This is a genomic window from Nostocoides sp. F2B08, from assembly GCF_009184895.1.
Taxonomy (GTDB): Bacteria; Actinomycetota; Actinomycetes; order Actinomycetales; family Dermatophilaceae; genus F2B08.
The window spans coordinates 556348-583163 of record NZ_WESE01000004.1; the positions used below are offsets into that span (position 1 = coordinate 556348).

Annotated in this window: 21 protein-coding genes; 9 read left to right on the forward strand and 12 right to left on the reverse strand. The window is 70.9% G+C overall.

Going from position 1 to position 26816, the window contains the following annotated elements; translation table 11 throughout:
- Window positions 1-20 precede the first annotated feature (20 nt).
- The gene (locus GA707_RS12415) at window positions 21-689 is read left to right on the forward strand and encodes a DUF1707 domain-containing protein (RefSeq protein ID WP_152178729.1); all 669 of its coding nucleotides are present in this window, start codon (window positions 21-23) and stop codon (window positions 687-689) included.
- Between the two features lie 4 nt (window positions 690-693).
- Here GA707_RS12415 and GA707_RS12420 read toward each other — a convergent pair whose 3' ends face one another.
- The 3 genes from GA707_RS12420 to GA707_RS12430 form a co-directional block, all read right to left on the reverse strand.
- On the reverse strand, window positions 694-933 hold the full coding sequence (locus tag GA707_RS12420; RefSeq protein ID WP_152178730.1) for a hypothetical protein: 240 nt from the start codon (window positions 931-933) through the stop codon (window positions 694-696).
- A gap of 198 nt (window positions 934-1131) precedes the next feature.
- Complete coding sequence (locus tag GA707_RS12425; RefSeq protein WP_152178731.1) at window positions 1132-2679, reverse strand: gluconokinase; 1548 nt, start codon at window positions 2677-2679, stop codon at window positions 1132-1134.
- A 157-nt stretch (window positions 2680-2836) separates the two neighbouring features.
- Window positions 2837-3850: a LacI family DNA-binding transcriptional regulator gene (locus GA707_RS12430; RefSeq protein WP_152178732.1), complete on the reverse strand. Its 1014-nt coding sequence runs from the start codon at window positions 3848-3850 to the stop codon at window positions 2837-2839.
- Window positions 3851-3981: 131 nt separating this feature from the next.
- Here GA707_RS12430 and uidA point away from each other — a divergent pair, with 131 nt between their 5' ends.
- Window positions 3982-5775, forward strand: a complete 1794-nt coding sequence (gene uidA / locus GA707_RS12435; protein WP_152178733.1) for a beta-glucuronidase — start codon at window positions 3982-3984, stop codon at window positions 5773-5775.
- Between the two features lie 228 nt (window positions 5776-6003).
- Here the strand turns inward: uidA and tal are convergent, their stop codons facing one another.
- Window positions 6004-7113 carry a transaldolase gene (gene tal, locus GA707_RS12440; RefSeq protein ID WP_152178734.1) on the reverse strand — a complete coding sequence of 370 codons (1110 nt, stop codon included), beginning with the start codon at window positions 7111-7113 and terminating at the stop codon, window positions 6004-6006.
- 86 nt (window positions 7114-7199) lie between these two features.
- Complete coding sequence (gene tkt / locus GA707_RS12445; protein WP_152178735.1) at window positions 7200-9275, reverse strand: transketolase; 2076 nt, start codon at window positions 9273-9275, stop codon at window positions 7200-7202.
- 155 nt (window positions 9276-9430) lie between these two features.
- On the opposite strand from tkt, the gene larE reads away from it, so the two are divergent.
- From larE to GA707_RS20885, 3 genes are all read left to right on the forward strand, one after another.
- Window positions 9431-10282 carry an ATP-dependent sacrificial sulfur transferase LarE gene (gene larE, locus GA707_RS12450; RefSeq protein ID WP_226963748.1) on the forward strand — a complete coding sequence of 284 codons (852 nt, stop codon included), beginning with the start codon at window positions 9431-9433 and terminating at the stop codon, window positions 10280-10282.
- The gene (gene larB / locus GA707_RS12455; RefSeq protein WP_226963749.1) at window positions 10279-11010 is read left to right on the forward strand and encodes a nickel pincer cofactor biosynthesis protein LarB; all 732 of its coding nucleotides are present in this window, start codon (window positions 10279-10281) and stop codon (window positions 11008-11010) included. The genes larE and larB overlap by 4 nt, the downstream gene beginning before the upstream one ends.
- A gap of 320 nt (window positions 11011-11330) precedes the next feature.
- Window positions 11331-11495 carry a hypothetical protein gene (locus GA707_RS20885; RefSeq protein ID WP_193315317.1) on the forward strand — a complete coding sequence of 55 codons (165 nt, stop codon included), beginning with the start codon at window positions 11331-11333 and terminating at the stop codon, window positions 11493-11495.
- Between the two features lie 2 nt (window positions 11496-11497).
- Here the strand turns inward: GA707_RS20885 and larC are convergent, their stop codons facing one another.
- The 6 genes from larC to GA707_RS12485 form a co-directional block, all read right to left on the reverse strand.
- Window positions 11498-12748, reverse strand: a complete 1251-nt coding sequence (gene larC / locus GA707_RS12460; protein ID WP_152178737.1) for a nickel pincer cofactor biosynthesis protein LarC — start codon at window positions 12746-12748, stop codon at window positions 11498-11500.
- Window positions 12749-12812: 64 nt separating this feature from the next.
- Window positions 12813-14306: a DUF222 domain-containing protein gene (locus GA707_RS12465; protein ID WP_152178738.1), complete on the reverse strand. Its 1494-nt coding sequence runs from the start codon at window positions 14304-14306 to the stop codon at window positions 12813-12815.
- Between the two features lie 232 nt (window positions 14307-14538).
- The gene (gene gndA / locus GA707_RS12470; protein WP_152178739.1) at window positions 14539-15972 is read right to left on the reverse strand and encodes an NADP-dependent phosphogluconate dehydrogenase; all 1434 of its coding nucleotides are present in this window, start codon (window positions 15970-15972) and stop codon (window positions 14539-14541) included.
- A gap of 58 nt (window positions 15973-16030) precedes the next feature.
- Window positions 16031-17356, reverse strand: coding sequence for a lactate racemase domain-containing protein (locus GA707_RS12475; protein WP_152178740.1), 1326 nt, complete (start codon window positions 17354-17356; stop codon window positions 16031-16033).
- A gap of 104 nt (window positions 17357-17460) precedes the next feature.
- Complete coding sequence (locus GA707_RS12480) at window positions 17461-18906, reverse strand: glycoside-pentoside-hexuronide (GPH):cation symporter (protein ID WP_152178741.1); 1446 nt, start codon at window positions 18904-18906, stop codon at window positions 17461-17463.
- Between the two features lie 30 nt (window positions 18907-18936).
- On the reverse strand, window positions 18937-19551 hold the full coding sequence (locus GA707_RS12485; protein WP_193315318.1) for an AAA family ATPase: 615 nt from the start codon (window positions 19549-19551) through the stop codon (window positions 18937-18939).
- Between the two features lie 185 nt (window positions 19552-19736).
- On the opposite strand from GA707_RS12485, the gene uxaC reads away from it, so the two are divergent.
- From uxaC to GA707_RS12505, 4 genes are read left to right on the forward strand one after another with little or no spacing between them, the layout of a single operon-like run.
- Entirely contained in the window at window positions 19737-21146 is a 1410-nt protein-coding gene (gene uxaC, locus GA707_RS12490; RefSeq protein ID WP_152178743.1) for a glucuronate isomerase, read from the forward strand.
- 11 nt (window positions 21147-21157) lie between these two features.
- Window positions 21158-22567: a mannitol dehydrogenase family protein gene (locus GA707_RS12495; RefSeq protein WP_152178744.1), complete on the forward strand. Its 1410-nt coding sequence runs from the start codon at window positions 21158-21160 to the stop codon at window positions 22565-22567.
- Between the two features lie 2 nt (window positions 22568-22569).
- Window positions 22570-24339 (forward strand): glycoside hydrolase family 3 protein, encoded by a 1770-nt coding sequence (locus tag GA707_RS12500; protein WP_152178745.1) that lies wholly within the window; start codon window positions 22570-22572, stop codon window positions 24337-24339.
- Between the two features lies 1 nt (window position 24340).
- Entirely contained in the window at window positions 24341-25237 is an 897-nt protein-coding gene (locus GA707_RS12505; protein ID WP_152178746.1) for an HAD family hydrolase, read from the forward strand.
- A 26-nt stretch (window positions 25238-25263) separates the two neighbouring features.
- Here GA707_RS12505 and GA707_RS12510 read toward each other — a convergent pair whose 3' ends face one another.
- Window positions 25264-26433 carry a peptidoglycan-binding domain-containing protein gene (locus GA707_RS12510; RefSeq protein WP_152178747.1) on the reverse strand — a complete coding sequence of 390 codons (1170 nt, stop codon included), beginning with the start codon at window positions 26431-26433 and terminating at the stop codon, window positions 25264-25266.
- Between the last annotated feature and the right edge of the window lie 383 nt (window positions 26434-26816).

Sequence of the window (26816 nt, forward strand, 5' to 3'; positions counted from 1 at the left end):
CGCGACTTCAGCGACCGGTCATGAACGTCGACCCGCTCCGCCTCGTCACCCCGGAGGAGCGCGTCGTCGCGATCAGTCTGCTGCGGCGGGCCGCCGAGAAGGGCAGGCTGAGCGACGCCGAGCTCCAGCGACGGCTCACCGCGGCCCGGCAGGCGCAGCTCGTCGGAGGTCTGGCCTTCGCCCTGGAGGGGATCGACCACTTCCCGTTCGACGCCCCGACGATCGAGTGGCCGACCTTGCCGGCACCACCGACGTCCGTCGTGGCGGAGCAGAACGGTCGCAGACCCTCCGTGACGCTCGGCCACCGGCCCGAGGAACCCCTCACCGTCACGGCCGTGTTCCAGAGCGAGCGCATCGGAGGCCCGTGGATCGTGCCGCCCTACCTGCGGCTGCAGGCCCTGCTGTCGTCGGTGAAGATCGACTGCCGCCGCGCCCATGCCGCCGCCTCGACGATCGACGTCGAGGTCCGGGCGGGCACGATGACCGTCGTCGTGGTCGTCCCGCCCGGCTGGGGGGCCGTTGCCGGAGCCGTCTCGAGGGATCTCGGCACCCTGCGGCTCAAGGTTCCGCAGAGCCCTGCGAGCGGGTGCCCGGCCGTGGTGTTCCACGGCCGGCTCGGCATCACGACGCTTGTCGTGCGACACGAGAGCGCGTACGACCGCTGGCGTGACTCGCCCGAGGTGGTCTGAGGCTTCAGCCGCGGTGGCGGCGCCCCTGGACGTGCCACATGCCGCCGAGCATGAGGAACACCAACAGGATCGGCACCGCCACCCCGACCCCTGGTGAGTCCGTGATGAGGTAGGCGATGAACAGCAGGACGAGCCCGATCACGCCGATGACGAGCCAGGCGTTCCCGAACGTGCGCAGTGACTCGCTGCCCTGTTCCGGCGGATCCTCGTCGCCCGGGGCGACCTGCGGCTGCTGATCGCTCATCACTCGACGGTAGACCGCATACCCGCAGATGGGAAGGCTGCGCCCCCGGTGGCCGGCGGGGGGCGGCGGTCTGAGCCGGTGGCCCACATCTGCGCAGATGCCGCAGATCTCGGCTCCTGACGCAGAAATTGCTGCGCCCCCTGCCGGTTTCTGCGGCACCTGCCGACTTCTGCGTCCCCCGCGCGCTTCCGCGTCAGGTCAGTGCGCGAGCCAGGGTGCGCCGGCACCGCCGACCAGGCCGATCGGCGCGGCGAGCCGCGCGTAGGTCTCGGACGCACCGGCACGCCACACCCGGTACGCGGTGACGTCGTCCGGCGCCGGCTCATAGGTGACCACGGACGTCTCCGCGGGGGCGAGCGCCGAGGCCCCGTCGGCGAGGGAAGCGGCCTGGCCCAGCGCATACAGGGCCAGGGCGGCCGCACCACGGGCCGAGCCGGCGGCGCTGTCGGTGACGACGACCGGAAGCTCGGTGAGGGCGGCGAGCACCCGACCCCAGACCGGGGCGCGGAAGGCACCACCCGTGGCGCGGATCTCGGTCACCTCCTCGAGGAGACGGATCTGCTCGACGACCGCCGCGAGCTGGACCGCGACACCCTCGACGGTGGCACGGACCAGGTGGGCGCCGGTGTGGTGGTGCCGCAGACCCAGGACGGCGCCGGGGATGTCGACGTCCCACAGCGGTGACCGTTCCGGGCGCAGGTAGGGCACGACGTAGAGCCCGTCGCTGCCCGGGCTCACCTGCCCGGCGGCCGCCAGCGCCTCCGTCTCGTCGTCGCCGTCCCGGTCCTGCTGGTGCAGCAGGTCGACCACCCAGCGGCTGGCCGAGCCGCCGTTGCTCGCGGCCCCTCCGACCACCCAGAGGTCGTCGGCGAGCGCGTAGCAGAACAGGCCCCGGGGCAGGTCGAGGACCGGCCCGGGAAGGACCGCGCGGGCGGCTGCGCTCGTGCCGATCGAGACCCCGATGGTCCCCGGATGGATCGCGTCGGTGCCGAGGTTGCCGGTCGGTCCGTCGCCGGCGCCGATGACGACCGGGGTCCCGGGTGGCAGGCCGGTGACCTCCGCCGTTTCCGTGGCGAGCGGCATCGAGTGGGTGGTGGGCACGATCGGCGGGAGACGCTCGGCGCCGATCCCCGCCCACGCCAAAGCCCCCTGATGCCACGTGCCGGTCGCGCGGTTGAGCAGCCCGCTGTCGGAGGCCGACGACAGGTCGCAGACGACCTGCGCCGTCAAGCCGCGGACGATCCAGGTCTTGAGGCCGACCCACTGGTCGACGGCGGCGCTGAGCTCCGGCTCGTTGCGGGTGAACCACATGATCTTGGCCAGCGGGGACATGGGATGGACCGGCGTGCCGGTGGCCCGGTGCAGCTCGAGGTCCTGTCCCGACTCGCGCAGCGCCTCTACCTCGTCGACGGCCCTCGTGTCGGCCCACGTGACCAGTGGGGTGAGCGGTGTGCCGTCCTCCGCCAGCCCGATCAGCCCGTGCATCGCCGTGCTCACCCCGAGGCCGACGACCTGAGCCTCGCCGATCGCGCCGACGCACTCGGTCAGTCCCTCGAGGACCGCGGACATCAACTCCGCCGGGTCCTGCTCGTGCCAGCCGGGATTGGGATGCTCGGTCGGGTAGGTGCGCGACGCGACATGGGTCCACCTGATGTCCAGTCCGAACGCGACGACCTTGGTGGCCGTGGTCCCGACGTCGACACCGATGACCACCCGGGTGGGTCGGGTGGGTGGCGCGGTGCTCATGCGTGGCTCTCCAGACGGGCGGGGCGTGATGGGCGTGATCGGCGGGACGAGGCGGGGCGTCGACCGCGATGGGCTGCTCTCCTGTCTACCCGCAGGCGGCGTCCGGCGCGCAGGGGTTGCCAGAAGTTGCCGACCCACACCGACCGGTCGACGCGACTCATGTCCTCGCGGGGCCGGTCGACTCCCGCACGACGAGGTGCACCGGCAGCACCGTCGCCTGGTCGGTGCGCGGCTGGGCGCCCTGGCGCATCGCGACGAGCGTCTGCACGCCGCTGCGGCCCAGCAGCACCGAGGGTGAGGCGACCGTCGTCAGGCCTGGCACGACGAGGTCGGCCGGCAGCGTGTCGTCGAAGCCGACGACGCTCACCTGACCCGGCACGTCCACCCCGGCCGCGCGCAGGCCCTTGAGGACGCCGACACCGACGAGGTCGTTGTAGGTCTGGACCGCGGTGTGGTCGCCGCGCGCGATGTCGAGTGCGGCCGCCATGCCGCCCCGGACCGTTGGGGCGACCGGGCCGATCCGCTGCGCAGCCAGCCCCAGCTCGAAGGCGGCCTCGCGCAGGGCCCGCCACCGCATACCGTCGGCCCAGGACGCCTCCGGGCCGGCGACATAGACGATCGAGGTGTGTCCGAGCTCGCCGAGGTGCTCGGCGGCGCGCTTGACCCCCCGCGTGTTGTCCGGGACGAAGCACGGCAGTCCGCGCACCTGGCGGTTGAGGACGACGACCGGCTTGATCCGGGCCAGGCCGCGCAGGTCGGTGTCGGACAGCCGGGAGGAGGTGATGACGAGACCGTCGACGAGGTGGAGCTGGCGGTCGAGCATCTCCCGTTCGGCCGCTGCCGACTCGTATGCGTCGCCCACGACCAGCGTCAGCCCCGCCTCCGCGGCGGCCCGCTCCGCGCCGCGGATGACCCCGAAGTAGAACGGGTTGGTGATGTCGCTGACGGCGAGACCGATGATGCTGTGCCTGTGGGTGGCGGCCGGCCGGAAGATCTCCTCCTGGCGGTAGCCGAGCCGGTCGGCGACGGCGCGGATGTGGGCACCGGTCTCGCTGCTGACCCGCCCGGGCCGGGCGAAGGCCCGTGACACCGTCGACGGGCTCACCCCCGCCTCCTTCGCCACGTCGTAGATCGTCACGCGGCGGGTGCTCGGCCCCTCGGGCGCTCCCATGCCTGCGACCTTACCGGCGGAGTCGAGCGCCCGGGCCAACACATGGCAACCGGTTGGCAACCGCCTCACCTGCGCGGTTGCCTGAAGGGATCACCCGACGCTTCCGTCACCGATCTCACGAAGGAGAGCACATGATCCGCCCCCAGGACACGTCCACGAGAGAGCGCAAGAACCTGAACGGGCTCTGGAGCTTCCGCCTCGACCACGACGGGGTGGGTCGGGAGCAGCAGTGGGCCAGCGGGCCGGTGCCCGAGGCGTCCGAGATGGCCGTTCCCGCGTCCTACAACGACATCTTCGCCGACGCGACGGCCCGCGACTTCTCCGGCGACGCGTACTACCAGCGCAGCGTGCGCATACCGCGCGGTTGGGACGGACAGCGGATCACGCTGTACGTCGAGTCGGCGACCCACCACGCGACGGTCTGGGTCGACGGGATCGAGGTCGCCCAGCACGCCGGCGGCTACCTGCCGTTCGAAGCCGACCTCACCCCACATGTGAGCGCCGGCCAGGAGGTCCTCCTGACGATCTGCGTCAACAACGTGCTGACCTTCCAGACCATCCCGCCCGGTGTCGTCGAGGACTCCCCGACCGGCCCGAAGCAGATCTACTGGCACGACTTCTACAACTACGCCGGACTGCACCGCACCGTCTGGCTCGCGGCCAGCGCGCCGACCCGGGTCGAGGACGTCACAGTGCGGACCGAGGTCGACGGGACCACCGGAAGGGTTGCATACGACGTGGTCGTCGAGGGCGGCGAGAGTGGCGGCGAGAGCGTTACGGTCCGTACCGAGCTGCGCGACGCGGACGGTGCGGTGGTCGCCACCGGGACCGGCTCGAGCGGTGAGCTCGTCGTCGAGGACGTCACCCTGTGGCAGCCGGGCGCCGCATACCTCTATGACCTGCGGGTCGAGGTGACCGTCGGCGACGAGGTCGTCGACAGCGTCGACCAGACCGTGGGCGTGCGCACCGTCGCCGTCGACGGTACCCGTTTCCTCATCAACGGCGAGCCGTTCCACTTCACCGGCTTCGGCATGCACGAGGACCACGACACCGTCGGCAAGGCCCACGTCGACGCGCTCATGCTGCGCGACTTCCACCTCCTCGAGTGGATCGGCGCGAACAGCTTCCGCACCTCGCACTACCCCTACAGCGAGGACGTCATGGACTACGCCGACCGGGCCGGGATCGTCGTCATCGACGAGACGCCCGCGGTCGGGCTCAACGCGGGGATCGGCGGGGGCATCTTCGGCGGCCAGGGCTACACTACTTTCTCTCCCGACACGATCAACGACGCGACGCGGGAGGTGCACGCCCAGGTCATCCGCGACCTCATCGCGCGCGACAAGAACCACCCGAGCGTCGTGCTGTGGTCGATCGCCAACGAGCCGGAGTCCGACACAGAGGGCGCCGAGGAGTACTTCCGGCCGCTCTTCGACGTCGCCCGCGAGGCCGACCCCACCCGTCCGGTCGGGTTCGTCAACGTCATGCTCGCTCCGCATGGCACATGCCGGGTGAGCCAGTTCGCGGACGTCATCATGCTCAACCGCTACTACGGCTGGTACGTCAACACCGGCGACCTCGCGAACGCCGAGCTGGCCTGGACGGCGGAGATCGAGGGCTGGGCGAGCGACGGCAAGCCGATCATCATCACGGAGTACGGCGCGGACACGATGCCGGGTCTGCACCAGGTGCCGGCCGCGCCGTGGTCGGAGGAGTACCAGGTGGAGTACCTCGAGATGAACCACCGCGTCTTCGACGCCTGTGAGGCCGTCGTCGGCGAGCAGGTATGGAACTTCGCCGACTTCGCCACGACCCCCGGCATCATGCGGGTCGGCGGCAACAAGAAGGGCGTCTTCACCCGCGACCGCCAGCCCAAGGCCGCCGCCCACTACCTGCGGCGTCGCTGGACGAAGCCGACCGACTGAGCGGTATGCCGTGGTTCCGCGGGCCGCGATCGCGAAATGGCCGTTCCGGTGCAGTCACCGGAACGGCCCTTTCGTGTGGGTTCGCGCTACCTGACCCACTATGTGCTCCTGCCGACCGCTCGCCGTTCCGCTCGCCGTTTCGGTCCTATTCGGAAGAAGTGGCGAGCCCGGACGCCGCCACCGGGAGTCTTCCCGTGACGGCGTCCCTGTCGGTATGCGGTAGTCGCCTTACCGAGCCGCCGACCGCTCGGAGATGGCCGCGTCGACCGATTCGAGCAGCTCGTTCCACGCGTTCTCGAAGGACTCGACGCCCTGCTCCTCGAGGGTGTGGGTGATGTCGTCGAGCTCGACGCCGACCTGGCGCAGGCCCGTGATCACCGCCGCTGCGTCGTCGTAGTTCGACCGCACGGTGTCGCCGCGGACCTCGCCGTGGTCGGCGACCGCCTCGAGCGTCGCCTCTGGCATCGTGTTGACCGTGCCGGGGGCGACCAACTCGGTGACGTAGAGCGTGTCCGCGTACTCCGGGTTCTTCACGCCCGTGGACGCCCAGAGCGGACGCTGCGGCCAGGCGCCGGCCTCACGCAAACGCTCCCAGCGCTCACCGCTGAAGGTCTCCTCGTACGCCCGGTACGCCAGGCGCGCGTTGGCGACGGCGGCCTTCCCGCGCAGCTCGAGCGCCTCGGGCGTGCCGATCTCCTCGAGCCGGGAGTCAACGGCGGTGTCGACCCGGCTGACGAAGAAGCTCGCGACCGAGGCGATCCCGGCGACGGACTCGCCGGCGGCCAGTCGCTGCTCGAGTCCGGCGAGGTAGGCCTCCATCACCGCGCGATAGCGCTCCAGGGAGAAGATCAGGGTCACGTTGACGCTGATGCCCTCGGCGATCGCCGACCGGATGGCGGGCAGGCCGGCGAGGGTCGCGGGGATCTTGACGAGCATGTTGGGCCGGTCGACCTCGTGCCACAGCTCGTGCGCCTGGATGAGGGTCGAGTCGGCGTTGTGGGCGAGTCGCGGGTCGACCTCGATGGAGACCCGACCGTCGACGCCGCCGGAGCGCTCATGGACGGGCGCCAGGAGGTCGCAGGCCTCGCGCACGTCGTCGGTCGTCAGCGCGCGGACGACGCCGTCGGCACCGGCCTTGGCGTACTGCGCGATCTGCTCGTCGTAGAGGTCCGAGCCGGTGATCGCGGCCTTGAAGATCGAGGGGTTCGTCGTCACACCGACGACCGATCCGTCGGCGACCAGCGCGGCGAGGCTGCCGCTCACGAGTCGCTCTCGCGACAGGTCGTCGAGCCAGACGGATACGCCCTCTCGGGCGAGGTCGTGCAGGGGGTTGGTCATGAGCTCTCCTGTGGGTTGGGTTGGTGTCGTGTACGCGGTGGTCGACGCTCGCAGGCCGCGACCAGGTGTCGCTCGATGAGCCGGCGTCACGATCCGTGCAACGCGATCTGGGCGCGGGCCTGCTCGACGACGGCCTCGGGGGTGAAGCCGAACTTCGTGAGCAGCTCCTTGAGCGGCGCCGAGGCGCCGAAGGTCGACATGCCGATGACGGCCCCTTCGGAGCCGACGTAGCGCGCCCAGCCGAGCGTCGAGGCCTGCTCGACCGCGACCCGGGCCTTCACCGCGGGCGGCAGCACCGAGTCGCGGTACGGCTGGTCCTGCCGGTCGAAGATCTCCCACGACGGCATGGAGACGACCCGGGCGGCGACGCCCTCGGCCGTGAGCGTCTCGTAGGCAGAGACGGCGAGCGCGACCTCCGACCCGGTCGCGATGAGGATGACCTCCGGCGCGGCACCCGACTGGGGGTCGGCCAGGACATAGGCGCCGCGCGAGAGGCCCGCGGCCGACGCATACCGGCTGCGGTCCAGCGTGGGCAGCGGCTGGCGGGACAGGAACAGCGCGACCGGGTCGTGGCGGCGCGGCATGAGCCAGCGCCAGGCCTCGGCGACCTCGTTGGCGTCGGCCGGACGCAGGTCGACCAGGCCGGGCATGGCCCGCAGGGAGACGATCTGCTCGACCGGCTGATGGGTGGGGCCGTCCTCGCCGACGCCGATCGAGTCGTGCGTGAAGATGTGAACGACCGGCAGCTCCATGAGGGCGGACAGCCGGATCGCGCCACGCTGGAAGTCGGAGAAGATCAGGAAGCCGGCCTGGAACGGGCGGACCTTGCTCAGCGCGAGGCCGTTGGCGATGCAGCCGGCGGCGTGCTCGCGGACGCCGAAGTGCAGGTTGCGACCCGAGCGGTCCTGCGGTGAGAACGACCCGGCGTCGGGCCCGGTGATGGTGGTCTTGGTGGACGGAGCAAGGTCGGCGGCACCGCCGATGAGCCACGGGACGCGACCGGCGACGGCGTTCAGGACCTTACCCGAGGCCTCCCGGCCGGCGACGCCCTTGACGTCCGGCTCGAAGGCGGGGATGTCGGCGTCCCAGTCCTCCGGCAGCTCGCGGCGCTGCATGCGCTCGACCTGGTCGGCGAGGTCCGGGTACTCCTGGGCATAGGCCGCGAAGGCCGCCTCCCACTCCTCGCGCGCCGTGTGGCCGCGCGCACCGATGCCGTCGGCGAAGTGCTCGTAGACGTCCTCGGGGACGAGGAAGTCGCTGTCCTCGGGCCAGCCGTAGAACCGCTTGGCGCCGCGGATCTCGTCCGCCCCGAGCGGCTCGCCGTGGGCGCCGTGGGTGCCCTCCTTGGTCGGCGCACCATAGGCGATTCGGGAGTCGACGATGATCAGCGTCGGCCGGTTCTGCTCCGCCTTGAACGACGCGAACGCCCGGGCCAGCATCCGGCGGTCGTTGGCGTCGCCGACGCGGGTGACGTTCCAGCCGAGGGCGACGAACTTCGTCGCGATGTCGTCCGAGAAGGCCAGTTCGGTGTCGCCCTCGATGGTGATCTCGTTGTTGTCGTAGACCCAGCAGAGGTTGGCCAGGCGCAGGTGTCCGGCCAGTGACGCCGCCTCCTGGGCGACGCCCTCCATCATGTCGCCGTCGCCGCCGATGGCGTAGACGTCGTAGTCGAACAGCTCGTAGCCCGGACGGTTGTAGGTCGCGCCCTGCCAGAGGGAGGCCATCGCCATGCCGACGCTCGTCGCGAAGCCGGTGCCGAGCGGTCCGGTCGTCGCCTCGACACCGGCGGTCCAGCGGTACTCCGGGTGGCCAGGGGTCTTGGAATCGAGCTGCCGGAAGCTGCGCAGGTCGTCGAGGGACACCGACGGCTCGCCGAGCGTCTCGTACTCGGGGTTGACCGAGCGGACCCCGGTCAGGTGCAGCAGGGAGTACAGGAGCGTCGAGGCGTGACCGGCCGAGAGGACGAAGCGGTCGCGGTTGGGCCAGATCGGCGCCTGTGGGTCGAACCGGAGGAACTCCTGCCACAGCGTGTATGCGACGGGCGCCAACGCGACCGGCGTCCCGGGGTGTCCGGAGTCGGCAGCCTGGACCGCGTCCATGGCGAGGGTTCGGATCGTCGCCACCGCGCGGTCGGCGGGGTCGGGAATGGTCACGGACGTCATGGAGTCTCCCTTGTGCTGGGGTGGGTTCTGGCGGCATACGGGTTCGCGTCCAGCCTTGTCGAGCCGGGAGCCGACGGCTAAACGATTGCCGCTTGTTGCCGTGGAGTGGCCGATCGCCTTGCCCCGAGGCAGGACCCATGGGAGAGACTGGCCGGGTGGACAACGCGAGCCGTCGACCGGAGCCGCTCGAGCTGGCCGCCCGGGTCCAGGAGCGGATCCGGGACGTGGCCCGGCTCGGGGTGGCCTTCTCCGGTGGCGCCGACTCCTCGGTGCTGCTGGCCCTCGCCCTGCGCGAGCTCGGGCCGGACCGCGTCGTCGCTCTGCTCGGGGTCTCGCCGTCACTCGCCGCCCGGGAGCGCAAGTCCGCGCACGAGGTGGCCCGCGCCCTCGGCGCTCGTCTCGTCGAGATCGAGACCCACGAAGGGGACGACGCGGACTACCGGCGCAACGGGCCGGACCGTTGCTTCTTCTGCAAGCAGGAGCTGTTCCGTCGCATCGACGACGAGGTCGCCGACCGCTTCGGCCTGACCGCGATCGCCTACGGCGAGAACGCCGACGACGTGCTCCGCCCCGACCGTCCCGGGTCCGAGGCGGCGCGCCGACACGCAGTGCTCGCCCCGCTCGCCGACGCCGGGCTGACAAAGGCGGATGTTCGTGCGGTCGGCCGCGCCCTCGGGGTGCCCTCGGCCGACAAGCCGGCCGCGCCGTGCCTCGCCTCCCGCGTTCCGCACCTGCGCGAGGTCACGCCCGAGATCCTCGGCCAGATCGAGCGGGCCGAGGACGCCCTTCACGACCTCGGGTATGCCGTGCTCCGCGTCCGCCATCACGGCACCCTGGCGCGGGTCGAGCTGGGTGACGAGGAACTCGTCAGGGTTACGGGCAGTGACGACGAGCGTGAGGCCGTCGTGGTTGCCGTGCGCGCGGCCGGGTTCGAGGAGGTCGAGATCGACCCGCGCGGTCTGCGGTCCGGGGCGAACACGCTCGCCGCGCTTGAGGGGGCCCGGTGAGCGAGCAGTCAGCCGACCTGCCTGCGGGCGTCGACACCCGGCACGGGATCGAGCTCGACCTCGGCCGTGGCGAGCGTCGGGGCTATCCCGAGGCGGTGTACTGCGAGGGCAAGACCGCCGACCAGGTGGGCCGCATCGCGCGGCTCGTCGCCGAGGCCCACGACGAGTCCTGCGAGGGCACCGGATCTGGGGTCACGCTCTTCACCCGAGCCCGACCCGAGCATGCGGCGGCGATCCTCGCGGAGCTGCCCGACGCATACCTCGACGAGCGGGCGCGCCTGCTGGCCTGGCCTCCGATGCCGCCCGAGCCGACCGGGGGTCTGGTCGTCGTCGCAGCCGCCGGCACGTCCGACCAGCCGGTCGCCCTGGAGGCTGCGCACACCGCTCGGTTCCTCGGCCGGGAGGTCGAGTCGGTCGACGACGTCGGCATCGCCGGAGTGCACCGCACGCTGGCCCGGGTCGACCTGCTGCGGTCAGCGGCGGCCATCGTCGTCGTTGCCGGGATGGACGGTGCACTGCCCGGGCTCATCGCCGGTCTGGTTCCCGCGCCGGTCGTCGCGGTTCCGACATCGGTCGGGTATGGGGCGGCGTTCGAGGGGATCGCCGCGCTGCTGACGATGCTCAACGCGTGCGCCCCTGGGGTGGCAGTCGTCAACATCGACAACGGCTACGGCGCCGGGCACATGGCCGCCCAGATCGCGCGCCACGCCCCTCCGCCGACGGGCTGAAGCGCCGGGCGCAAGGCCGTTGTCGGCGCAGAGCAGCGGCAATAGACTTGAGGAACCCTGCACCACGTGGAGGTGGATCATGGGTCGTCTCTTGTGCCTCATCGGCCGGCACCACTGGGTGCATCACGTCAACCGGGAGGCCAGCGGTCCGGGCGGGGGCTACGACCTGTGCTCGCGCTGCGGACGTGAGAAGAACGTGTACGAGCCCGGCAGAGGACCTGTCGGCGGAAGTGTGTGATGCGCCGTTCGGCGCAGAGCCATTGTGAGCGCAGGTCGGCGGTCCTAATCTGGGAAGACTCTGCAACACCCGGAGGTGGACCATGCGTCGTCTCATGTGCCTGATCGGTATGCACCGCTGGCAGCATCACATCAACCGGGAGGCCAGCGGCAAGGACGGGGGCTACGACCTCTGCGCGCGTTGCGGCCGCGAGAAGAACTCGTACGAGTCCGGCAACGGGTCGTTCAAGAGGCCGATGATCCTCTGACGTCAGGCCGGCGTCCCGGGACTGCGCTCGGCGCGAGCGTCGTCGGGCACCGGTGCTCCGGCGACAATGCCCCGCTCGGCTGCGGCCTGCACCGCTGACTCGAGCACGTCACGCACCGGGCGGTCGAGCCGAGTCGCGGCGGCGACTGCGTCGTCGAACTCGGCGACCACGCGCAGCACCATCCCGTCGCGGATTGCCAGCTTGACCTGGACGCCCTCGCCTTCGACGAACACGTCGACCCAAGCGCGCTCGAGGGCGATCCGGTCGACCCGCGTGACGCGGTAGCCGAGTGAGGACGTCTCCTCGAGCACGAACGAGCCAAGTCGTGCGGTGTCCTCCGGTCGGCAGAGAACATGGAGGACGTGGGCAGGGCGGCCCTTCTTCATGAGGGCGGGCACGAGCCAGGCGTCGAGCGCTCCACCGTCGAGGAGTCGGGTCAGGACGGTCGGCCAGACACGCGGATCGAGATCGTCGACCGTGCAGGCGATCTCGTCGAGCATGCTCGCGCCGCCACTGTCCACATCCGACGCGGTCACCTCGAGGACGAGCGCGCGGACGACGTTGGCCCGGTCGGGCCGGTCTCGCGTCCCGGCACCCACACCGACGGCGACGAGCCGGCCGGTCGGGACATGGCCCTGGCGCTCCGCCAGTGTGACGGCAAGTGCCGCGCCGGTCGGGGTCGCGAGCTCTCCATCGCCACCGCTCGAGATCTCCCATCCGCGGAGGAGCTCGGTGACACCGGGCACGGGGACGGAGAGGACGCCGTGCGCCGCGCGGACGTGCCCGGAGCCGACGGCGATCGGGCTGACGACGACCTCGTCGATGTCGAGCATGGTGAGGGCTGCGCAGGCTCCGACGATGTCGGCGATCGAGTCCCAGCCGCCGACCTCGTGCAGGTGCACCGACTCCGGCGGCATGCCGTGGACGGCGCTCTCCGCCGCGACGATCCGGTCGAACACGCGCGACGCGAGCTCGCGGACCGCCTCCGGCAGCTCGTCGGAGTCGAGGACGCCGCGGATGCCGGCGACCGAGCGGTTCGGCACCGAGCCCTCGGCGGAGACGATGGCCCGCAGTCCGCGCAGGCCTGCTCGGGTCGTTCCCTCCCATGCGATCCGAACCTCCGGCGCGACTGCCCCGACCACCCTGGAGACCTCATCACGGTCGGCGCCCGCGTCGACGAGGGCAGCGAGCACCATGTCGCCGGCGATACCCGCCGAGGCGTCGAGCCACAGCACCCGGCGCGGACGAGTCATGTCCGCCAGCATAGGTGTGGCCTCCCTTGGGCATCGGACGGCCTGAACGTCAAGTCCGTCGTCGTCACGCGGACACCACTGACCGTTGTGTGTCCTCGCGATCCGCTGCCACGCGTGGCTGCGATCCGGGATCGTGTCGCGCCGGTGGTGGGTGGCTGGTGTAGGTGTGGCCGGTGGGGGTGGTCAGGGTGACGGCCCGCTCTCGATGGACGGAGCCACCGCCGCCGGTGAGGGTGGCGCCGCCGCCGGTGAAGGTGGTGTCGGTGGCGGCTGTCGTGGTGTCGGTGACCTCTGCGGTCCAGCCGGGTGCTTCTTTGGCGTGGTTGCACGCGGCGCACACGCCGCGGCCGTTGCGGTAGCTCGTGGGTCCGCCGGCCCGGTGCGGGACGGTGTGGTCGATGTGCCGGATCGGGGCCCCGCAGTACGGCGTCGCGCAGACCCGGTCGCGGTACTCGATGAGGCGCCGCAGCAGCCGCGGGAACGAGCGGCGTTTCGAGTCCAGCGCGACCAGGTGCCGCCCGTCCGCAGAGGTGTACAGCCGGCGCAGCCACACCCGACCCTGCTCGAACCGCGCCCGCCGCACCTGCGGGTCACTGTCACCCACGTGCTCGTCGGAGTCCCCGTCGTCTTCGTCGTCGGTGTCGAGAAGGGAGAGGATCCAGCGGCGGGCGGTCTCGGCGGGGATCGGGCCGTACCCGGGCACCTGCGCCGGCTCCTCCCCGCCGCCGAGCAGGGCGGTGTCGGTGATGATCAGCTGCAGCTCGACCGGATGCTCGGCGCTGCTCACGCCGGTGACCCGCTCGACGAGGGTGTCGGCCATCACCTGACCCCGGGAGCGGCCGTCCCCTGACGCGGCGGCCGCCTTGGCTGCGGCATCCAACGCCGCGTACACCGCGACACCGTCCTCGACCGGGAGCAGCCCGGTCAGGTACGTCATCGTCTCCGGCGCGGGACGGCAGGTGACCCGCCGGTCCGCGCGGGCCTTGGCGGCCTTCCGGACGACGGCGTGCGGGTCGAGGCGGTACACCCGCTCCTTGGTCTCGGCCTCCACCCGCCCGTCCCCGAGCTCGGGCAGCCGCTCGGCGAGGCCGGCATCGACCTGACGGCGCTGCTCACTGTCGAGGATGCTGGTCTCTTTGGCGATGATGCCCGCCCGGTGCTCACTGGTCTCCCCCCGCGCCAAGGCCGCGAGGGTGTTCGGCAGGTCCTCGAGCAGTGCGCGGGCGGTGGCCAGCATCCGCCCACCCTTGTGTGGGGAGTTCCGCGTGGCCAGGGCCACCTGGGCGCCGACCCCCGAGCCCCGGTCCTTCGCTTTGACGCCGCGGCTGACCTGGTCGTCGAGCTGGGAGTCGGCGAAGGCGACCAGGTCGTGTGCTTGGGCCGCCGCAGCGGCCGCCTTCAACGCCTCGAGCATCCCGATCCGGTCGATCCGTGCCGGGTCGTCCCCGGCCGGCGACTCGGCTGCGAGCCGCCCGATGAACGCGGCGATGTCGGCCGTGGTCAACGCGGCGGCCGCAGGCTCGGGCGCGGTGGTGGTGTCGGTGGTGGTGGGGTTCATGTCGACAACGCTAGAGGGCACCACTGACAGCGCTACCCGAGTGAATCGGGTTATCCACAAACGCGATTCGCCGCGTCTGGCACCACACCGCGACACGCCGGACACCCCACCCGGATGTGGACAACGCCACGGACGGCGCAGCGGTGGCCACCACCCCCGATAGCCACCGCCGAACCGTCCCTCGCGGGTTGGCGGGGCCGATCGGCAGCCCGAGCGACCGGACTGCAGACCGTCAGACACGAACCTCGGCACGGTCGGTCGACCAGTTCGTGTGGAACACGCCTTCGTCGTCGATCCGCTTGTAGGTGTGCGCGCCGAAGAAGTCGCGCAGCCCCTGCGTCAGGGCGGCGTTTCCACGCGGCGCCCGGACCAGGTCGTAGTAGCCGAGCGCACCGGCGAACCCGGGCACCGGCACCCCGGCCGTCACGGCCGCCGCCACGACCCGTCGCCAGGACCCCTGCGCGTCGGCGAGTCCGTCCCGCACCGAGGGAGCCTCGAGGAGGGTCACGAGACTGTTCGCCGCATACTCGCTGCGGATCCGCTCCAGGAGCCGGGCGCGGATGATGCAGCCGGCCCGCCAGATCCGGGCGACGGCGGCGATGTCGACGTCCCAGCCGTAGGCCTTCCCGGCCTGCCGGATGAGGTCCAGGCCCTGCGCATACGCGACGACCTTGGCCGACCACAGCGCCTGGCGGACGTCCTCGACGAACGCGTCCCGGTCGGCGACCCCGATGACCGACGACGGGCCGGCCAGAGCCGCCTGCGCCGCACTGCGCAGCTCCGCGGAGGACGACGCCGCCCGCGCGAAGACCGCCTCGGCGATGGCGTTCGCGGGCACGCCGAGCTCGAGCGCGGACTGGACCGTCCACGTCCCGGTGCCCTTCATGCCGGCGGCGTCCTTGATGACGTCGACCAGCGGGTTGCCGGTGCGCGCGTCGACCTGACGCAGCACGTCCGCCGTGATCTCGATGAGGTACGAATCCAGGTCGCCGGTGTTCCATCCGGCGAACACGTCGGCTGCCTCGACCGCGGACAACCCGATGGCCTTGAGCAGCTCGTAGGCCTCGCCGATGAACTGCATGTCGGCGTACTCGATGCCGTTGTGCACCATCTTCACGAAGTGGCCCGCGCCGTCGGGACCGATGTATGCGCAGCACGGCTCCCCGTCGACCGTCGCCGAGATGCGCTCGAGGATCGGGCCGAGCGCCGCATACGACTCGGGTGATCCACCCGGCATGATCGACGGCCCCTCCAGCGCGCCCACCTCGCCGCCCGAGATGCCGGCGCCGACGAAATGCAGACCCTCGGCGCTCAGCCGCTGCTCGCGGCGGCGGGTGTCCTCGAAGTGCGAGTTGCCTCCGTCGACGATGATGTCGCCCTCCTCGAGGAAGGGCTTGAGGCTGTCGATCGTGAAGTCGGTGGCCGCGCCGGCCTGGACCATGAGGATGATCCGGCGGGGCCGCTCGAGCGAGGCGACGAAGGACTCGACGTCCTCGGCGGGCACGAACTCGCCCTCCTCGCCGTAGAGCCGCATGACCGCCTCGGTCTTGGCGGGGGTGCGGTTGAACAGCGCGACGCGGTATCCGTTGCGGGCGATGTTGCGGGCCAGGTTGCTGCCCATGACGGCCATTCCGACGACGCCGACATCGGCCAGTCGCTCGTTCATGGTGGTTCTCTCTTCCTGAGGTGGTCGGGCGGTCTCGCCCGGATTCGGTGGTCTGGTGCTAGCCGTTCTGCGGCTTGCGCAGGCGGTAGAGGATCTCGCCCGCATTGGGGACGACGACGGTGCCCGGCTCCTGCGCGAGCGTGTCGAGGTCGACGGTCGCCGGGTCGAGGTAGCCGAGGTTGATCGACTCACACACCTCGCGCGGGATCTGGGTGGCGAGCGTGACCCGCACGCGCAGGGTCTCGATGCCGGTATGCGCGTCGTAGCTCCCCTGTCCGCGCAGGTGGGTCGAGTGGGCCAGGACTCCCCAGTGGACGTCCTTGAAGCGGTCCCACTGCTGGACGAAGTAGTCGCGGCAGTGGTAGCCGATCTCGTAGATCTCGTGGTGGGTCTCGCTGACCTCGGTGACGTGCGGGGCGTAGATGACGACCTCGCCGCCGTCGGCGACGGCCGGCTCGAGCTTGTAGAAGCCCTTCGCCGCGGTCCAGATGTCCTCGTACCGCGTGGGCATGACCGAGATGACCCGCTGGAACGGCTCGTCGACGTAGCGGACGTGGGTCTCGGCCGCGATCGCAGCGGTGGCGGCCCAGGCATCCTCGGCCGTGCCGAACGCGGCGGCCTCGAGCTCGCCGGTGCCGGACTCGACGACGAGACAGAGCGCCAGACGCAGGGTGGGGATGAGCGCCGCTCCCTCGTTGATCATGGCGCGCACCGGCGTGATGCCGGTCGTGCCGATGATCTCGTAGCTCGTGATGAGAGCACCGACCCAGTGGGTCATGTCGATGAACTCCTGGGACGCGACGCCCGGGATGAAGTACTTGTTGCCGCCGGAGATGCCGACGACCTCGTGCGGGAAGACCGGGCCCACGACGATCGCGATGTCCGCCTCGACGACGTGCCGGTTGATGACGATCGGCGCATCCTTGACGAGCAGTCCACCGGACAGCTCCTCGATCCGCGATGCGGGGATCGTGCCGACGTGGACGAGCATCGACGGGTCGGCCCACTCGTGGTTGACGACGGTCATGCCCGGGTATGCGTCGGCCAGGTTCGCCGGTTGGCCCGGCCCACCCACGCCGAACCAGCGGTCGATCTCGTCGGGCTCCATGTAGCTGTGCGTGCCGAGCGCGATGACCGCGGTCAGGCCGGCCACACGCCCGCTCAGGTGGCGGTGCATCGTCGCCATGAGCATGGGGAGCGGGCACGACCTCGTCGCGTCCGGGACGACGAGCGCCACGGTCCTGCCGTCGAGGTCGAGGTCGGCGCACGAGGCCGCGACGAGCTCGTCGAGCTGGCTCTCGGTGACGTGGGCGTCGGCTCCGCCGACGACCCGGCACTCGATGGGCCCGCCGGTGGATGCGATCCTCGTCGTGCTCTCGCTCATCGTTCTCTCCTCGGTCGTCGTGTCGTCGGGTGGTTGTCGTCAGCTGCAGGACCGTTGCTCCCAGTCTGCGCGTCCAGGCCGAAGCCTGGACGCGCAGCGAGGGGTCAGAATCCGCGGGACGCCGCTTCTTTGGCGATCCGGCGGTCGGCGATCTCCTGGACGATCTTCTTGTACAGCGCGTCGGTCAGCGGGTAGAAGTACATGACCAGCGCCGCGAGGATCGAGAAGAGGGCGACGAGGCCACCGGCCCAGAGCTGGATGTTGTCGCCGACTCCGGCGTCCTGGGCCTCTCCGCCTGAGGCCCGAGCGGCGCTGAAGCCGGCGATGGTCAGCGCGATGCCGCCGATGAAGCCGCCGAGCGCCTGGCCCATCTTGCGGGTGAAGGAGAACACCGCATAGGTCGTGCCCTCGGTGCGGGCTCCGGTCTTCCACTCGCCGAACTCGACCGTGTCGGCCTCGAGGGCCCACATGAAGGTGTTCACGCCGTTGATGCCGAGTCCCATGATGAAGAAGGCGACCAGACCCCACCACGGCGCCGTGGACAGCGGTGCGAAGGCGAGGACTGCGGCTCCGGCGACCGTGATGAGCGCGAGGGCGACGTAGCCGGTTTTCTTGCCGACGGTGCGCACGATCGACGGGACGAGCGGGCCGACGACGAGCAGCGCACCGACCTGGGCGAGGATGTTCCACGCGATGAACTGGGCGTCCTGCTGGACGTAGATCGCGATGTACGACCCCAGAGTGGTCAGGGCGGTCATGCCGCTGAGGTAGAGCACGGCACTGCCGGACAGGAGCAGCAGCGGACGGTTCTTGCGCAGCGTCGCGAAGCTCTGCTTCATCGACACCGGCTCGGGCGAGCGGGCCACCTGCTCCCTGGTGCTCCAGATCAGGAAGCCGTAGAGCAGGGCACCGATGACGACGAAGGACGCGGTGATCGTGAAGAGCCGCTGCTGGAGCACCTGGGGGTCGTCGGCGATGCCGCGCAGCTGTGGGCCGACGAGGAAGGCGAGGAAGAGCAGGCCGGTCATCGCGCCGTACATGCGGAAGGTCGCGAGCTTGCCGCGCTCGGTCGGCACCTGGGTCATCGACGGAGCCATCGAGCCGTAGGGGATGTTCACGAGGGTGTAGAACACCGAGCCCATCAGGATGTACGTGACGTACATGTAGACCACGGCCGCGGTCCCGCTGATGTCCGGGAAGAACTGCTTGGCGGAGTAGATCGCCATGCTCGACAGCAGCAACGGGAGCGCGAAGATCAGGATCAGCGGGCGGAACTTGCCGAGCCTGCCGGGGCGCCGGGTGTCGACGAAGCGGCCCGCGAGCAGGTCGGTGATGCCGTCGAAGAAGCGGACGACGAGGAACATCGTGCCGACGACGGCCGCGCCGATCCCGACGACGTTCGTGTAGTAGAGGATGAGGAACATCCCGGCCATCGAGAACGTGAGGTTGTTCGCGAAGTCGCCGGCCGCATACCCGAGGTAGTTGCGGATCGTGAGCGGTTTGGCGGTGGTGCTGGGCGCGGGAGCCGCGGTGGTGGCGCTGGTGGCCATGGCCTTCTCCTTCGAAGGTCGATGTGACAGTTAGAGTGCGGCGCCCAGGGCGTCGACGATGGCGGCGGTGGCGTGCTCCACCGGGATGCGGGAGGTGTTGAGGACGAGGTCGTAGGCGTCGGGCTGGCGGGGGTCCCAGCCGTAGAGCGTGATCGACATGTCGGCACGCACCTGGTCCTCACGCCGCTGGCGCTCGGTGGCCTCCTCGACGGAGATACCGTCCCGCTGCGCCGCGTAGGCGATGCGGGCCTCGACCGAGCCGGTGAGGAGCACATGGAGGGTGCTCGGGCGGTTCTTGAGGATCACGGCGCCGTTGCGGCCCATGATGACTCCGCCGGCTTCCGCCTCGTCCCACACGGCGCGGGTGTTCGAGACGGTGAGCTCGTACTTCTCGCGCTGGACGGTCGCCACGTCGCGGCTCTCGATGCCTCCGTACGCGCCGCCCAGGACCGAGAGGACCCGCACCAGCTCCGCGGCCTCGGCAGTCGCGGCCCCCGGATCGGAGAGCTGCTCGGACGAGAACGCCTGGGCGTGGAACGGCAGGCCGAGACGCTCGGCCACGGCGCGGCCGATCTCCTCGCCACGGGCTCCGTAGTACTCGTAGATCGTGACAACAGGTGGTATCGACTGTGTCGGCTCGGACATGGCCCCTCCTCGGGTCGGTTCGTGATGTCCTTCGCTCATCAGAGTGGGGGTGGCCCGGCGGGGTCGGCACCGTGTTGCCACATGTTGCCGCCGACGGTGGCACCCCGCCCCTTGACGGCGCCGGGCGCCCAGGCAACTTGTGGCAACTCCTGTCTCGCGCAGGCTGCCGGCGGGACTGTGGATGCGTGACCTCACTAGCCCTCCACCCCGACCGGCTCTTCCCCGCCGACCCCTCGACCCGCGAGGTGGCGCGGCGGCTCTACGACTCCGTCAAGGACCTGCCGATCATCTCCCCGCACTCGCACGTGCCGCCGGAGTGGATCAGCGACGACATCCCGTTCCGCGACCCGACCTCCCTGCTCATCACGCCGGACCACTACGTCACCCGGCTGCTGCACGCCCACGGCGTGCCGCTGCACGAGCTGGGCGTCGGTGCGGGCGAGCTCGACGAGGACGCCTCGCGCGCCGCCTTCCGGCACCTGTGCGCCCACTGGGGTGTCTACGCCGGCACCCCGGTCCGCTACTGGCTCGAGTCCGAGCTCGTCGACATCTTCGGTGTCACCGAGGTCCCGACCGCCCAGAACGCCGATGCCGTCTATGACCAGGTCGCCGAGTGGATCGCCCGGGACTCCTCGCGACCGCGGGCACTCATGGAGTCCTTCGACATCGAGGTGCTCGCGACGACGGACGACCCGTGCGACGACCTCGCCCACCACAAAGCTCTCTCCGAGGACCCGACGTTCTCCCGGCGGATGGTCCCGACCTTCCGGCCCGACCGCTACCTGGAGCCGGGTCGCACCGACTGGAACGCGCATACCGACCGGCTCGCCGAGGTCAGCGGCATCGCCTGCGACAGCTGGGCCGGCTGGGTGGCCGCGATGGAGAACCGCCGCGAGCACTTCCGCGCGCACGGCGCCGTCTCGACCGACCACAGCCACAAGGACCTGCGCACCGATGTGCTCGAGGTCGCCGACGCCGAGCGCATCTACGCCGCGGCGCGGTCGGGGTCGATCACCGCGCACCAGGCTGAGGCGCTGCAGCGGCACATGCTCACCGAGATGGCCCGGATGGCCACCGACGACGGCATGACGATGACCCTGCACCCGGCCGTCGCCCGCAACCACCACGGCCCGACCTTCGAGCGCTACGGCGCCGACGTCGGCGCGGACATCCCGGTCGACGTCGAGGTCACCCGCGCGTTGGCGCCACTGCTGAACCGCTACGGCACCTCGCCGAACCTCAGGCTCGTCGTCTTCACCATGGACGAGACCGTCTTCTCCCGCGAGCTCGGGCCGCTGGCCGGGTTCTACCCGTCGCTGTACGTCGGAGTGCCCTGGTGGTTCCTCGACGCGCCCGACGCGATCCGGCGCTTCCGCAAAGCCGTCACGGAGTCGGCCGGTTTCGGCAAGACCTCCGGCTTCATCGACGACACCCGCGCCTTCTGCTCCATCCCGGCCCGCCACGACATGTCCCGCCGCCTCGACAGCGTCCACCTCGCCGAGCTCGTCGTCGAGCACCGGCTGCGCGAGGAGGAGGCCGCCGAGGTCGTCCACGCGCTCGTCGCCGACAACCCCAGGAAGGTGTTCAGCCTGTGAGCACGTCACCCGTGAGCACCACCACCTCTGCCCGCCGCCTGTCGCGGGCCACCGACTCCCGGCCCGCCGCGCCCGTGCGCATCGTGCACCTCGGCGTCGGCAACTTCTTCCGAGCGCACCAGGCCTGGTACACCGAGCACGCGAGCGACGCCGCCGACTGGGGTATCGCGGCGTTCACCGGCCGCTCGGCCGCGATCGCCGAGACCCTCGCCCCTCAGGACGGGCTCTACACGCTCGTCGTCCAAGGCGCCCAAGGCAACGACTACGAGGTCATCGGCTCCCTCTCCGCGGTCCATGCGGCGCAGGATCTCGATGCGCTGCGCGGCTACCTCGCCGACCCCGCCGTCGTCATCGTCACGAGCACCGTCACCGAGGCCGGATACCTGCGGACCCCGGACGGCGGCGCCGACCTCGCGAACCCCGCCCTGGCCGCCGACGTCGCCGCCCTCCGGGAGGACCCGGCCGGCGCCTCGGTCACGACGCTCCCCGGCAAGCTCGTCGCCGGCCTGCTCGCCCGCCGTGCCGCCGCCGGCGACGCGCCCATCACCTTCGTCCCCTGCGACAACGTCTCCGGCAACGGCGAGATGGTCGAGACCGTGCTGCGCGACACGGCTGGTGCGGTGGACCCGACCCTGGTCGAGTGGATCGACCGCACCTGCGGCTTCGTCACGACGATGGTCGACCGCATCACCCCACGGCCGACCGAGGCCGACCTCGCCGCCGTGCGGGTCGACCGCGGCGTGGACGACCCGGCCGTCGTCGTCACCGAGCCGTTCACCGAATGGGTGCTGTCCGGTGAGTTCACCGGCGGCCACCCCGACTGGGAGAGTGCCGGCGCCCACTTCGTCGACGACATCGACCCGTTCGAGACCCGCAAACTCTGGCTGCTCAACGGTTCGCACTCACTCATGGCCTACGCCGCCACGATCCTCGGGATCGACACCGTCTACGACGCCATCCACGACCCGCGCGTCCGCGGCTGGGTCGACGAGTGGTGGGACGTCGCCGCGCGTCACCTGCCGCTCCCCGCCGAGGAGATCCAGGGGTACCGCGACGCGCTCGTCGAGCGCTACGAGAACCCGCAGATCCACCACCTGCTCGCGCAGATCGCCGCCGACGGCTCGCAGAAGCTGCCGATCCGGATCGTGCCCGCCCTGCTCGCCGACCGGGCCGCCGGAGCCATGCCGACCGGCGCCGTCCGCGCCGTCGCCGCCTGGGTCCTGCACCTGCGAGGCCTCGGTGCACCGGTGAACGACGCCTACGCCGCCGAGGTCGTGCCGCTCGCCGAGGGACCGCTCGACGAGGCGGTCGCTCGCATCCTCCGGCGGCTCGGCGTCGACGATCCCGCGGTCGCCACCGCCGTCGTCGACGAGGCCGAGGCGCTCGCCGAACTGTCACCCCACAACCCCGAAAGGACCTGACCATGGTTGACCTGAGAGCCGTCCCCTACGAGCTCGACGACGAGGGCGTGGAGTGGGTGGAATCGACCCTGGCCGCGATGACCCTGGAGGAGAAGGTCGGCCAGCTCTTCGTCAACATGGGGGCCAGCCGCGACGAGGACTACCTCAAGGACGCCCTCGACCGCTACAAGTTCGCCGGCGTCCGCTACAACCCCGGGACGGCCGCCGAGGTGCACGAGCAGAACCGGATCCTCCAGGAGAACAGCGCCATCCCGCTCCTCATCGCCGCCAACACCGAGGCGGGCGGCAACGGCGCCTGCAAGGACGGCACGGAGGTCGGCTACGAGGTCAAGGTGGGGGCGACCGCGGACCCGCGCTACGCATACGAGCTGGGCCGGGTCTCCGGCGTCGAGGCGACCGCCATCGGCTGCAACTGGAGCTTCGCTCCGATCGTCGACATCTACTACAACTGGCGCAACCCGATCATCTCCAACCGCTCCTTCGGCGGCGACCCGCAGCTCGTCCTCGACATGGGTCTGGCCTACATGGAGGGCTTCCAGGAGTCCGGTGCCGTCTGCGCGGCCAAGCACTTCCCCGGCGACGGCGTCGACGAGCGCGACCAGCACCTGTCGTTCTCGGTCAACTCGCTCTCCGAAGAGGAGTGGAACGAGACGTTCGGCAAGGTCTGGCGCGGCCTGATCGACGCCGGCCTGCCCTCGCTCATGGCCGGCCACATCCACCTTCCCGCGTTCCAGCGCAAGTACGACCCGGGCGTCGCCGACGAGGACCTCCTGCCCGCCACCCTGAGCAGGGAGATCATGACCGACCTGCTCCGCGGCGAGCTCGGCTTCAACGGCGTCGTCGTCACCGACGCGAGCCACATGGTCGCGCTCACCTCCTCGATGCGGCGCGCGGACCTCGTGCCGACGGCGATCGCCGCCGGCTGCGACCTGTTCCTCTTCTTCAACGACCCGGACGAGGACACGGAGTACATGCTCGACGGCATCCGCCGCGGGATCCTCACCGAGGAGCGGGTCGACGAGGCCGTCACCCGCACCCTCGGCCTCAAGGCCCGGATCGGTCTGCACCGGAAGGGCAAGACCGAGATCGTGCCGCCAGCCGAGGAGAGCCTGAAACTCGTCGGGCTGCCCGAGAACACGGCGGTCTTCGCGGAGATCGCCGACAGGGCGATCACCCTCGTCAAGAACACCCAGCCCCACATCCTGCCGGTGACGCCGGAGCGGTACCGGCGCATCCTCCTCGTCCCCGTCGACGGTCCGCCCAACCCGGCAGCCGCCTTCTTCGGCGCCGGCGGCGAGAAGGCCGTCGACCTCCTCGCCGCGAAGCTGCGCGAGCGTGGACACGAGGTCGAGGTGTTCGAGTCCGCGATCAGCCGGATCGGCCGGCTGCCCGAAGCGGAGCGCGGCGCGGCGCTGCAGAACATGTATGCGGGCAAGGCGCCGATCAAGGACTTCGTCGCGAAGTACGACCTCGTCATCAACGTGGCCCAGGTCGTGGGCGGGATGCAGCCCGTCGAGCGCATCTCATGGCCGGCGAGCAAGGGCACTCCGGACCTGCCGTGGTACGTCCACGAGATCCCGACGATCTTCGTCTCCGTCAACTGCCCCTACCACCTCGCCGACGCGCCGGCGGTCAAGTGCTACATCAACACCTACGACCCGCGGCCGGTCACCCTCGACCTGCTGCTCGACAAGCTCGCCGTGGGCGCCCAGGCCTTCACCGGCGTCTCTCCCGCCGACGCCTTCTGCGGCTTCATCGACACGAGGATCTGAGATGGACCACCCTCCCCACGCCCAGGTGCTCGTCGACTTCGAGCCGCGCCACGACGTCTTCGTCGGGATCGACTCGGACGGCTGCGCCTTCGACGCCATGGAGATCAAGCACCAGGAGTGCTTCACCCCGAACACCATCAAGTGGTGGGGCCTGCAGGCCGTCTCGACGTATGCGCGGGAGACCGCCCTCTTCGTCAACCTGTACTCGACCTCACGTGGGCAGAACCGCTGGGTCGCGCTCAAGCGCGTCTTCGACCTGTTGCGCGAGCGGCCAGAGGTCGCCGAGCGCGGCGTGCAGGTACCGGCCGGCGACGAGCTGCAGGCTTTCCTCGACTCCGGCTACCCGTTGTCGGATCTCGGGATCCAGCAGTGGGCGAGCGAGCACCCCGGCCCGGAGATCGAACGGTGCCTGCTGTGGGGCGCCGGCGTCAACGCCTCGATCGCCGACATGGTCCACGGCGTGCCACCGTTCCCCGGCGTGCGCGAAGCGCTCCAGCAGATGAGCGCGCACGCCGACCTCATGGTGGTCTCCGCCACCCCGGGCGAGGCGCTGCAGCGGGAGTGGACCGAGCACGGGCTGGCCGACTACATGTCGGTCATCGCGGGCCAGGAGATGGGCAGCAAGGCCCAGCACGTCCAGTTCGCCGCGACCGGCAAGTATGCGGCGGACCGGATCCTGCTCATCGGCGACGCTCCCGGGGACAGGGACGCGGCGCGCACCGCTGGGTGTCTGTACTACCCGATCAACCCGCACGCCGAGGCGGCGTCATGGCGCCGGCTGCGCGAGGAGGCCTTCCCGAAGCTGCTGGACGGCACCTACGCCGGGGACTACCAGGAGGCCCTCGTCGCCGAGTTCGAGGCCCTGCTGCCCGCCGACCCGCCGTGGGTGACGCGCTGAGGCGAGCAGCGCATACCTCTGCGGCTTCAGGACGTCGGTGAGGGCTCCGGGCTCGTCGTCTCGGTCGGCGTGGCCGTCGGTGAATCCGTCGCGGTGGCGTCGTCCGGCTCGGCGAGCGCGCGCTCGAACGCCGCCACCGTGGCTGCGTCGACGGTGCCGGTCGGCTCGACGCCGAGGTCCTCCTGCGCCTCCTGGAGTGCCTCGGTGAGCGCGTCGCTCCACTGACCGTCGACCGGACCATCCCAGTAGCCGGCGAGCGTGAGCGTCTGCTGGAGAGCCGCGGTGGAGGCTGTCTCCTCCGCTGCGGCGGCGCCACCCAGAGCAGCCAGTTCGGCCTGGAGCGCCTCCGCCGTGGCCTTGTCGACCGTCCCGGTCTGCGGCAGGTCGTTGGCCTCCTGGAGGGCCTCGACCGCCGCGACCGTCTGCGGACCGTAGACGCCGTCGACCTCACCCTCGAGGTAGCCGAGGTCCGCGAGCGCCTGCTGCAGACTGGTCGTGTAGGCGGTCACCGCTGTAGCGGCCTCCTGCTCCTGGTCCTCGCTCAGGCATCCGCTGTCGGCGAAGAGCCTCAACCAGGCGATCTCGAGAGCCACCGCAGCCGCGTTGAACTGCTCGCTCGCCTCGCTGAGCGGCGTCCGGTCGCCGATGCCCTCCACGGCCGCGGCGAACTCGGCCTCCGCCTGCTCGACCCGGGCCACACTCGGCGGCGGCTCGACCTGCGCGGACGGTTCGGCGGTGGCGGTCTGGGGCGGGACGGTCGTGCCCGCCGCGGAGGCCGACGCCTCGGCGAGAGCCGCCTGGGTCGCCGCGAGCTCCTCCTCGGCCGTCGCGACCGACTCGCGCGTCGCGGTGACCTCGTCGGCCGCCTGCTGGACCTCCTCGCGGGGAGCCTCGAGGTCGGCGCCGGCCTCGCGGACGTCGCCGACGGTCGGCGCGGTGTCGCTGAGCACGTCGCCGTAGCGGTCGATCGCGAGGATGTAGTCCTCGCTCGCGGTGCAGAACTCGGCCTCGGCCTCGGTGGCCGCCGACTGCGCCTCGGCCAGCGCCTCCTCGGCTCGCGTGACCTCGGCCTGGGCGGCCTCGAGCGGGGTCGGAGCGGCCTCCTCGTCGCCGCTGCACCCGGCGAGAGCCAGCCCGACAATGGCGAGCACGACGGGGACGCTGCGACGTCGGCGGAAGCGGAGGGACGCCTGCATCGAAGGACCTTCCTGTCGTGGACGACGCGACGGGCTGCGAAGTCCGCGGGTCCGAGCCTAGGAACGGCATCCGGCCTGGACACCACCCCGTGAGGATGAGAGTCGGAACCGCCACGGCCCCGTGTCGAACTGCGGCGACTCATACCCTGGAGGTGATGTCGTCGGCCGATCCGTGGGACAGCCTGGGAGCACCCGCGCAGAGGAGGTGAGGCACCATGGCAGACCTCGACCGGCGGGCTGTCCTGATATGTAGGGACTTCCTGTCAAGTGGCGGGGTGAGGCGCCCGTCCCCGGGATGTGGGGGCGGGCGCCTCGGTGCTTCGTGTGCCGGTGGTGGTGGAGCGTGTCGTTGTCGACGCGCGGTCGAGGCTGATATGCGCGGG